Origin of the sequence: Streptococcus mitis (assembly GCF_023109105.1) — a bacterium.
In the GTDB taxonomy this organism is placed as follows: Bacteria; Bacillota; Bacilli; order Lactobacillales; family Streptococcaceae; genus Streptococcus; species Streptococcus mitis_BW.
Window position 1 is genome coordinate 58,419 of sequence record NZ_JALDTZ010000005.1, and the last position, 9,096, is coordinate 67,514.

Here is a 9,096-nt window from a genome sequence, read left to right on the forward strand (position 1 = left end):
TCAAACCACGTCAACGTCGCCTTGCTGTAGATATATGTAACTGACTTCGTCAGTCTTATCTACAACCTCAAAACAGTGTTTTGAGCTGACTTCGTCAGTTTCATCTGCAACCTCAAAACCATGTTTTGAGCTGACTTCGTCAGTCTTATCCACAACCTCAAAACAGTGTTTTGAGCAACCTGCGGCTAGTTTCCTAGTTTGCTCTTTGATTTTCATTGAGTATAAATAGAAGAAAGTCCATTCACGGATAATCTCTGTATTACAAGATGATTGCGCATGCAATAATTATACTACTTTTAAATCAAGCTGGCAAGAAGAACGCAGGTATCTTTTATCCTAAATCATGCCAGTTTTCACAAGTCAAGAATTGTTTGTATCCCCTTTCCTCTCTAATTTTTAATGATTCTTGCGCATTTCCTTGAAATTTTCTGAAAAAAGAGTAAACTGGTATGCAAGAAGTCTATTTCGTGGAGTTTAGGATGAAATTATATGTTCAATTAATGATTCTCTTTGTGATTTCTCTAATCGGAGAGGGAATCTCCAGTTTCTTTCATCTGCCCATCCCAGGCAGTATTATCGGCTTGATCATTCTCTTTCTAGCCCTGCAATTCAAGTGGCTGAGAACTAGACATGTCAATATGGTGGGGAATTTCTTGCTGGCCAATATGACCATTCTCTTTTTGCCACCAGCAGTGGGAATTATGGAGAAGTTTGATGTGATTGCTCCCTATCTTTTGCCCATCGTTTTGATTGTCTTTTTTGCAGCAGTCATCAATATTATCCTCATAGCCGTGGTAGTTCAGTTCATCAAGAGACGGTTTGAGGGAGATTATGAGAAAGGAGATGCCAAATGAGTGAATTTGTTTCCAATCCCCTGTTTGGGCTTGCCCTGTCCATCCTAGCTTATCTAGTGGGGATGTTGATTTACAGACGTTTTCCCCATCCTTTGACAACACCCTTACTTTTGTCAGCTGTTTTCATTATCATCTTTCTAAAGGTGACGGGCATTTCTTACCAAGATTACTACCAAGGTGGAGTTTATCTGAACAACTTGATTGTCCCATCGACAGTGGCTTTGGGGATTCCGCTTTATAAGAGTTTTCACTTGATGAAGCACCATGCTCGAAGTATTCTCTTTGGTAGTCTATTAGCGGTAGTTGTCAATACCTCTTTCACAGCCCTTGTGGCTAAGATTTTTGGCATGGACTTTTTCCTAGCTATTTCTCTCTTTCCTAAGTCAGTAACAACCGCCATGGCAGTGGGAATCACAGAAAAATTGCAAGGATTGACGACTGTGACCTTGGTGGTTGTAGTGGCAACTGGGATTTTAACCAGTGTCATCGGCCCAACACTTTTGAAGTGGTTGAAAATAGATGATCCAGTAGCTGTCGGTCTTTCCCTTGGAGGAACAGGTCATGCTGTCGGAACAGGAACAGCCTTTCGATACGGCTCTGTAGCAGGAGCTATGGGTGGTTTGGCTATCGGTGTCACCGGTATTCTCTATGTCTTTGTCAGCCCTATCGTAGCCAGTTTGATATTGAGTTAAATCAAAACCCAGCTTTTTAGCTGGGCCTTTTTTATTGCAAATTAACCTTGTTTTTCAAGATGTGGTAAGTTCCTAGATAGTAGATGGCTATAAGAATAACTTCTTCCAGAATAGTCATGATAATGCCCATCTGGAACTGATCAGCTCCTCCTGAGGTTGATGGGAAGTAGAAGCCAGGGTTAGAACGATAGAAGAGTTCAATAAAGCCAACGACAATTTGGATACCAATGTAGGCTACAATTGACAGTGCGGTACGGTATTCATTGAAAAGCTGTCCAATGGAAATAGCCAAGTAGATACAGAGGATTCCAGAAATGGTATTTAGTAGGAAGGACACCCCCATAAGAGAAAGTTGAGGAAGGTGTGTTCTTATAAATGGTATCAAGTCAGAAGTTGCAAACCAATCTGGAGCCGTTAGAGTCAGAACAATAAAAGCACTTAGAGCTAGTACAGCAGTGCTAATCACAGACCAGATAAAGGCACCGACTAGCTTGGCTGTGATGATATGGTGTTCAGAAACTGGCAAGGTCAAAGTCAGATAGCCTTGGCGGTCATAGACACTACCTTTAAAGCGTTTAATAATCAAGAAAAGAGTTGAAATCCCAAGCGTAATCATCAAACCACCAAAGACAGTAGCTAGAAAAATGAGTAGAACGGGTTGACTTTCTTTGACAGGTAGATGGTTATAGGTCTGTGCTTGAAGTCCGATGAGGGCAGAAAGGAAGAGCACGGCAGCGTAAAGGGCTAAATACCACTTGTTAACATTTTTAAATTCGTAGCGAACTAAATTCCAAAACATAATAATCTCCTTTGCTTAGGCCTTAAATTCCTGACGGAAGAGTTGGTCAATGGATTCACCTGACTCATAGCGAATATCATCTACATTACCTTGACGAACGACTTTTCCGTCTTTAAGGAAGACAATTTCATCTAAGATTGGCTCGATATCAGAAATCAAGTGGGTCGAAATCAAAACGGTAGAAGTTGGGGAGTAGTTGTTGATAATGGTATTGAGGATATAATCACGGGCTGCTGGGTCCACCCCACCAATGGGTTCATCTAAAACGTAGAGACGAGCATCACGGCTCATAACCAAAATCAGTTGGACTTTTTCCTTGTTTCCTTTTGATAGTTTCTTGAGACGACTATTTTCATCAATGCCTAGGTCTTCAAGTAGATGATGGGCGCGTTCAAGATTGAAATCTTTATAGAAGGTCTTGAAGTAGGTTAGGGCTTCTTTGACCTTCATTTGTTCATTTAGATAGGTCGTATCTGGCAAATAAGCTACGATAGCCTTGGTTGCTGGGCTTGGATCCATGTCATTGATAAGGACGCGTCCTTGGTCTGGTTGCAAGAGGCCATTGATGAGTTTAATCAGGGTTGTTTTTCCTGAGCCGTTTGGACCAAGGAGACCAACAATTTTTCCAGCTGGGATGTCAAGGGAAACATTTTCAAGGGCTGGGGTTGCTCCATAAGATTTGGATACATTTTCAAATGCTAGTAATGACATAAGCTTAAACTCCTTTAATATAATCACTGACTACGCCTGGTAGTTCTTCTTTTTCATAGCCAAAATGGGTCATAGAGGAAACGAAGTGTTCCAATTCTTCTTCTGATAATTGTTTGCGTGATTGGGCGATTAGCTCCTTATCCTCAGTCACAAATCGTCCAGTTGTTCGCTTGCTGTAGACAAATCCTTCTCGTTCAAGGTCTGACAAGGCTCTTTGGATGGTGTTGGGATTGACACCCGCCTCGCTCGCTAGCTCTCTCACGGTTGGAAGTTGTTGATTGGGTTCCAGTGTATGGGAAACAATCTGAAGCTTGATTTTCTCCATAATCTGTAAATAGATGGGTTTTTTGTTGTCAAATATCCAGGACATCTTGGTCTCCTTTCTTTTATTCTTTTGTCTTAATTAAATAATACAACAAAACAAAAAACTTGTCAAGCAAAAAGAAGAATTGTTTTGGGAATCGCTTAAAAAATGGTATAATGAAAAGAAAACGATAAGGAGGGAAAGGATGCGTTGTCCAAAATGTGGGGCTACCAAGTCAAGTGTTATCGATAGTCGTCAAGCAGAAGAAGGGAACACCATTCGTAGAAGACGTGAGTGCGATGAATGCCAACACCGTTTTACAACCTACGAACGAGTAGAAGAAAGAACCTTAGTGGTTGTTAAAAAAGATGGCACACGGGAACAATTCTCCAGAGATAAAATCTTTAATGGGATTATCCGCTCAGCCCAGAAACGTCCTGTGTCAAGTGATGAAATCAACATGGTAGTCAATCGTATCGAACAGAAACTCCGTGGTCGAAATGAAAATGAAATTCAAAGTGAGGACATTGGTTCCCTCGTCATGGAGGAGTTGGCTGAATTGGACGAGATTACCTATGTGCGTTTTGCCAGTGTCTATCGTAGCTTTAAGGATGTCAGTGAGCTAGAAAGCTTGCTCCAACAAATCACCCAGTCCTCTAAAAAGAAAAAGGAAAGATAAATGAAGCCAATTGACCGTTTTTCTTATCTAAAGAATAATCGGGTGTCGCAAGATACCTCATCTCTGGTACAGTGCTACCTCCCGATTATCGGTCAGGAGGCGCTGAGCCTTTATCTTTATACAATCAGTTTTTGGGACAATGGTAGAAAGGAATACCTCTTTTCAAGCATTCTCAACCATCTCAACTTTGGGATGGACAGACTGATAAAATCCTTAAAAATCCTATCTGCCTTTAATCTCTTGATCCTCTATCAAAAGGGTGATACTTATCAGCTAGTCCTTCATGCTCCTCTATCTAGTCAAGATTTCTTGGAGCATCCTGTTTATCGCAGACTTTTGGAGAAGAAGATTGGCGATGCTGCTGTGGAGGATTTGAAAGTTGAGAGTGCTGATGGTGAAGCAATACCTGTCTCACTCAATCAAGTCTTTCCAGATTTGGCAGAACTAGGCAGTCAAGAAGACCTTGGTCTTAAGAAGAAAGTGGCCAATGATTTTGACTTAGACCATTTTCGTCAGCTTATGGCTCGAGATGGACTTCGCTTTGCGGATGAGCAGTCCGATGTCTTAAACCTCTTTGCCATTGCTGAGGAAAAGAAATGGACTTGGTTTGAAACTTATCAATTGGCCAAGTCAACAGCTGTTTCCCAGGTTATTTCAACCAAACGCATGCGGGAAAAAATTGCTCAAAAACCGGTTACCTCTGACTTTAGTCCTAAGGAAGCAACCATTATCAAAGAAGCCAAAAGTAAGACTGCCCTGCAGTTCTTGGCAGAAATCAAACAAACACGCAAGGGGACCATTACCCAAACAGAAAGAGAACTCTTGCAACAGATGGCTGGCTTGGGCTTGCTGGACGAAGTCATCAATATCATTCTCTTATTGACCTTTAATAAGGTAGATTCAGCAAATATCAATGAGAAATATGCCATGAAGGTAGCCAATGACTATGCCTATCAAAAGATTCATTCGGCAGAAGAGGCAGTCTTGCGCATCCGTGAGCGAGGGCAGAAGAGTCAGGCTCAAAAAAGCAGTAACCCTAGTCCTGCTAAGTCCAATGTACCCAAGTGGAGCAATCCAGATTATAAAAATGAAACCAGCGAGGAAACTCGTCTGGAATTAGAACGTAAGAAACAAGAACTATTAGCTCGATTAGAAAAAGGAGGAGATTAGATGGAAAGTGTCGGAGACGTACTCAAACGTCAACCTAGCCGTTTTCATTATCAAGATTTGGTCCAGAAAATCATGAAGGACCCTGATGTTGCGGCCTTTATCCAGCAAGAATCCTTGACTCCAGAGGAATTAAATCGTAGTATCTCCAAGTTTAATCAATACATCACGGAACGCGATAAGTTTCTCCGTGGTGATACTGACTATATCGCACGTGGCTACAAACCGATTCTCGTGATGAATCATGGTTATGCAGACGTAGCTTATGAAGAGACTCCCGAATTAATTGCTGCAGAAAAAGAGGCAGCTATTAAAAATAGGCTTCGTCTGATTAATCTTCCAGCTAGCCTCAAAAAAGCCAGTCTAGCTCAAGTTGATTTGGACGACCTTGGACGCTTGCCTGTTTTTGAAAAGCTCCTAGCTTTTGTGGAACAATATCCAACTATCCGAAAAGGTCTTTATTTATATGGGGATTTTGGAGTTGGTAAGAGTTTTATGGCAGCAGCCCTAGCCCATGATTTATCTGAAAAACGTGGAGTATCTACAACTCTCCTCCACTATCCGAGCTTTGTCATTGATGTCAAAAATGCTATTGGGGATGGCTCTGTCAAAACCTTGGTAGATGAAATCAAGCTGGCAGAAGTTCTGATTTTGGATGATATCGGTGCTGAGCAATCAACACCGTGGGTCCGTGATGAAATCTTGCAGGTGATTCTTCAGTATCGCATGCAGGAAGATTTACCGACTTTCTTTACTTCAAACTTCAATTTTGAAGATTTGGAAAAACATTTTGCAAAAGGCAAGAACGGAAATGACGAAACTTGGGAAGCCAGACGTGTCATGGAACGTATCCGTTACCTTGCTGAAGAAACACAACTAAAAGGAGAAAACCGTCGATGACAGAAACTACAACATTAATGAAGTCCCACTCTTCAGTACGTCGCTTTAAGGAACAAGAAATTCCTCAAGCTGACCTAACTGAAATTTTAACTGCCGCACAAATGGCCTCTTCTTGGAAAAACTTCCAATCTTATTCTGTGATTGTTGTAAGAAGCCAAGAAAAGAAGGATGCCTTATTTGAGCTAGTTCCTCAGGAAGCGATTCGCCAGTCTGCAGCCTTTCTCCTCTTTGTCGGTGACCTAAACCGTGCAGAAAAAGGGGCTCGTCTCCATACGGATGTTTTCCAACCTCAAGGGGTGGAAGGACTCCTCATCACTTCAGTAGATGCTGCGCTTGCTGGGCAAAATGCCTTGCTTGCGGCAGAAAGCCTAGGCTACGGTGGAGTGATTATCGGTTTGGTGCGTTACAAGTCTGTTGAATTAGCAGAATTGTTTAAGCTTCCTGACTATACCTATCCAGTCTTTGGGATTGCACTAGGTGTTCCAAATCAAAAGCATGATGTAAAACCAAGATTGCCACTAGAGAATGTTGTCTTTGAGGAAGAATACCAAGAACAGTCAACTGAGGCAATCGAAGCCTATGACCGTGTACAGACTGAATATGCAGGTGCGCGTGCGACTACAACTTGGAGTCAACGTTTGGCAGAGCAATTCGGCAATCCAGAACCAAGCTCGACTCGAGAAAATCTTGAGCAGAAGAAGTTATTGTAGAAAGTGAGAAAACATGGCCTTACCAACTGTTGCCATTGTGGGACGTCCCAATGTTGGGAAATCAACCCTATTTAACCGTATCGCGGGAGAACGCATCTCAATCGTAGAAGATGTTGAAGGTGTAACGCGAGATCGTATCTATGCCACGGGTGAGTGGCTTAACCGTTCTTTTAGTATGATTGATACTGGGGGTATCGATGATGTCGATGCGCCTTTCATGGAACAAATCAAGCACCAGGCAGAAATTGCCATGGAAGAAGCAGATGTTATCGTCTTTGTCGTGTCTGGAAAAGAGGGAATTACAGATGCGGACGAATACGTTGCCCGTAAACTCTATAAAACTCATAAACCAGTCATCCTAGCCGTTAACAAGGTTGACAACCCTGAGATGCGAAATGATATCTATGATTTCTATGCTCTAGGTTTGGGCGAACCACTACCGATTTCATCTGTTCATGGTATCGGGACAGGGGATGTGCTGGATGCTATTGTGGAAAATCTCCCGCATGAAGTCGAAGAAGAAAATCCAGATGTCATTAAATTCAGCTTGATTGGTCGTCCAAATGTCGGAAAATCTAGCTTGATCAATGCCATTTTGGGAGAAGACCGTGTCATTGCTAGCCCTGTCGCTGGTACTACTCGTGACGCCATTGACACTCATTTTACAGATGCTGACGGCCAAGAGTTTACCATGATTGATACTGCTGGTATGCGTAAGTCAGGTAAAGTCTATGAAAATACTGAGAAATACTCTGTTATGCGTGCCATGCGTGCTATTGACCGTTCAGATGTAGTCTTGCTGGTGCTCAATGCTGAGGAAGGTATTCGTGAGTATGACAAGCGTATCGCAGGTTTTGCCCACGAAGCTGGTAAAGGGATGATTATCGTGGTCAATAAGTGGGATACTCTTGAAAAAGACAACCACACCATGAAAAACTGGGAAGAAGATATCCGTGAGCAGTTCCAATACCTGCCTTACGCACCGATTATCTTTGTTTCAGCTTTGACCAAGCAACGTCTCCACAAACTTCCTGAGATGATCAAGCAAATCAGCGAAAGTCAAAATACACGTATACCATCAGCTGTCTTGAACGATGTCATTATGGATGCTATTGCCATCAACCCAACACCGACAGACAAAGGAAAACGTCTCAAGATTTTCTATGCGACCCAAGTGGCAACCAAACCACCAACCTTTGTGATTTTTGTCAACGAAGAAGAACTCATGCACTTTTCTTACCTGCGTTTCTTGGAAAATCAAATCCGTAAGGCCTTTGTTTTTGAAGGGACTCCAATCCATCTCATCGCAAGAAAACGAAAATAAAAATGTAGAATCTGGAATGACATTTCCAGATTTTTTTGGTAGAACGAAACTAAAGAAAACAATTTTAAAGAGGAGGTGTCGATGATGAAACATTTGTTTAAATTCTTACTTTTAGCACCTTTCTTTTATTTTTATGACTGGATTGAAAATGCCAATAAAGATAGTAAATTTTTCCCAATTTTTTATTATTTTTACTGGTTTTATATCCCCCTCTATGCTCTTTTTAGCCTTGCTTGGACAGTTGTTTCAGTTCTGTTTTTCAATATCGTCTTGAGAAATCTGACAGATATCAAGTTATGGGGCATTTGGTTTCTTTTTATTCTGCTAGCTATTGGTATGAATAGGTTAACTTATTCCTGTTTCAAGAAAATGTTTAGACTAAGAAAGGAGTTAGGAAAGTCTAAAAGTGGAAGGCATTGATTTATATTGGTAATAACATTTAATAGAACGAAACTAAAGAAAACAATTTCAAAGAGGAGGTGGCGCTGATGAAACTGTCCTTTAATTGGTTTAATTTGATACCCTTATTTCCTTGTTTTTATTTTTTCTATTGGATAGATAATGCTGACAGAAACAGTAAAATTTTCCCCATCTTCTACTATTTTTACTGGATTTATATTTCCCTTTTAGCTTTTTTTAGTATGAATATGACAATTTTTTCATTCTTATTTTTCCCTCTTGTTCTGAACTATGTATCAGATGCTAGTGTTTGGGGTGTTTGGTTGCTTTTGATAGTCATATCTCTAGGCAGTGACTGGTTAGACTATATCTTTTTCAAGAAAATGTTTCGTTTGAGACGAGAACTAGGGAAGTCCAAAGGTGGAAGGCATTGATTTATACTCAATGAAAATCAAAGAGCAAACTAGGAAACTAGCCGCAGGCTGTACTTGAGTACGGCAAGGCGACGTTGACGTGGTTTGAATTTGATTTTCGAAGAGTATTATATCGTTTTTTAT

At 41.1% G+C, this 9,096-nt stretch carries 13 protein-coding genes; 9 read left to right on the forward strand and 4 right to left on the reverse strand.

Going from position 1 to position 9,096, the window contains the following annotated elements; all coding sequences use genetic code 11:
• The gene (locus tag M1F37_RS04570) at positions 1–216 is read right to left on the reverse strand and encodes a hypothetical protein (RefSeq protein WP_247934901.1); all 216 of its coding nucleotides are present in this window, start codon (positions 214–216) and stop codon (positions 1–3) included.
• Positions 217–479: 263 nt separating this feature from the next.
• On the opposite strand from M1F37_RS04570, the gene M1F37_RS04575 reads away from it, so the two are divergent.
• Positions 480–854, forward strand: a complete 375-nt coding sequence (locus tag M1F37_RS04575) for a CidA/LrgA family protein (RefSeq protein WP_000781327.1) — start codon at positions 480–482, stop codon at positions 852–854.
• Entirely contained in the window at positions 851–1,546 is a 696-nt protein-coding gene (locus M1F37_RS04580; protein WP_001288952.1) for an LrgB family protein, read from the forward strand. Before M1F37_RS04575 ends, M1F37_RS04580 begins: the two co-directional genes overlap by 4 nt.
• Positions 1,547–1,577: 31 nt before the next feature.
• Here M1F37_RS04580 and M1F37_RS04585 read toward each other — a convergent pair whose 3' ends face one another.
• The 3 genes from M1F37_RS04585 to M1F37_RS04595 are packed head-to-tail and all read right to left on the reverse strand — an operon-like array spanning position 1,578 to position 3,426.
• Entirely contained in the window at positions 1,578–2,345 is a 768-nt protein-coding gene (locus M1F37_RS04585; protein ID WP_247934902.1) for a hypothetical protein, read from the reverse strand.
• Positions 2,346–2,360: 15 nt separating this feature from the next.
• Entirely contained in the window at positions 2,361–3,056 is a 696-nt protein-coding gene (locus tag M1F37_RS04590; RefSeq protein WP_247934903.1) for an ABC transporter ATP-binding protein, read from the reverse strand.
• 4 nt (positions 3,057–3,060) lie between these two features.
• Positions 3,061–3,426, reverse strand: coding sequence for a GntR family transcriptional regulator (locus M1F37_RS04595; protein ID WP_247934904.1), 366 nt, complete (start codon positions 3,424–3,426; stop codon positions 3,061–3,063).
• Positions 3,427–3,565: 139 nt separating this feature from the next.
• On the opposite strand from M1F37_RS04595, the gene nrdR reads away from it, so the two are divergent.
• The 7 genes from nrdR to M1F37_RS04630 all read left to right on the forward strand — a co-directional run bounded on the left by nrdR (position 3,566) and on the right by M1F37_RS04630 (position 8,973).
• Positions 3,566–4,039: a transcriptional regulator NrdR gene (gene nrdR, locus M1F37_RS04600; protein ID WP_001203672.1), complete on the forward strand. Its 474-nt coding sequence runs from the start codon at positions 3,566–3,568 to the stop codon at positions 4,037–4,039.
• Complete coding sequence (locus M1F37_RS04605; protein WP_247934905.1) at positions 4,040–5,209, forward strand: replication initiation and membrane attachment family protein; 1,170 nt, start codon at positions 4,040–4,042, stop codon at positions 5,207–5,209.
• On the forward strand, positions 5,210–6,106 hold the full coding sequence (gene dnaI, locus M1F37_RS04610) for a primosomal protein DnaI (RefSeq protein WP_247934906.1): 897 nt from the start codon (positions 5,210–5,212) through the stop codon (positions 6,104–6,106).
• Positions 6,103–6,816 (forward strand): NADPH-dependent oxidoreductase, encoded by a 714-nt coding sequence (locus tag M1F37_RS04615; protein ID WP_247934907.1) that lies wholly within the window; start codon positions 6,103–6,105, stop codon positions 6,814–6,816. Before dnaI ends, M1F37_RS04615 begins: the two co-directional genes overlap by 4 nt.
• Before the next feature lie 13 nt (positions 6,817–6,829).
• Positions 6,830–8,140: a ribosome biogenesis GTPase Der gene (gene der / locus M1F37_RS04620; RefSeq protein WP_247934908.1), complete on the forward strand. Its 1,311-nt coding sequence runs from the start codon at positions 6,830–6,832 to the stop codon at positions 8,138–8,140.
• Between the two features lie 84 nt (positions 8,141–8,224).
• Positions 8,225–8,560: a hypothetical protein gene (locus M1F37_RS04625; RefSeq protein ID WP_247934909.1), complete on the forward strand. Its 336-nt coding sequence runs from the start codon at positions 8,225–8,227 to the stop codon at positions 8,558–8,560.
• A 68-nt stretch (positions 8,561–8,628) separates the two neighbouring features.
• Positions 8,629–8,973 carry a hypothetical protein gene (locus M1F37_RS04630; RefSeq protein WP_247934910.1) on the forward strand — a complete coding sequence of 115 codons (345 nt, stop codon included), beginning with the start codon at positions 8,629–8,631 and terminating at the stop codon, positions 8,971–8,973.
• The last annotated feature ends 123 nt before the right edge of the window (positions 8,974–9,096 follow it).